Origin of the sequence: Faecalibacterium sp. DFI.5.82 (genome assembly GCF_029076575.1) — a bacterium.
In the GTDB taxonomy this organism is placed as follows: domain Bacteria; phylum Bacillota; class Clostridia; order Oscillospirales; family Ruminococcaceae; genus Faecalibacterium; species Faecalibacterium duncaniae.
Window position 1 is genome coordinate 1 of record NZ_JARFIS010000864.1, and the last position, 297, is coordinate 297.

Below are 297 nucleotides of genomic sequence, written 5' to 3' on the forward strand. Positions count from 1 at the left end.
GGCACCTTTTTGATGAACCGGGTGTTGACCTTGTGGTTCTCCAGCTTATCAATGACATCCTGCCCCATGCCGCTGTCATCGACAAGGCTCACGAAGGTGGGCCGGAGCTCCACGTTGTCGATATCCTCTGCCACGTTGCGGCTCACGCCGCCGTGTACCTGCTCCATTCTGCCCGCGTTGCGCCCGCCGGGGATATAGGTGGAAAGCGGATATCCCTTGATGTCAACAAACACTGCGCCGATGACTACGATGCCCATAAATTTTTTGATTCCTTTCCGGATTTTACTTTGATATCTC

At 53.9% G+C, this 297-nt stretch carries 1 protein-coding gene; it reads right to left on the reverse strand.

Annotated elements, in window-relative coordinates:
- The coding region (locus P0G09_RS19255) for a PfkB family carbohydrate kinase (protein ID WP_275253474.1) at positions 1–257 on the reverse strand (257 nt) is incomplete at its 3' end.
- Positions 258–297 lie beyond the last annotated feature (40 nt).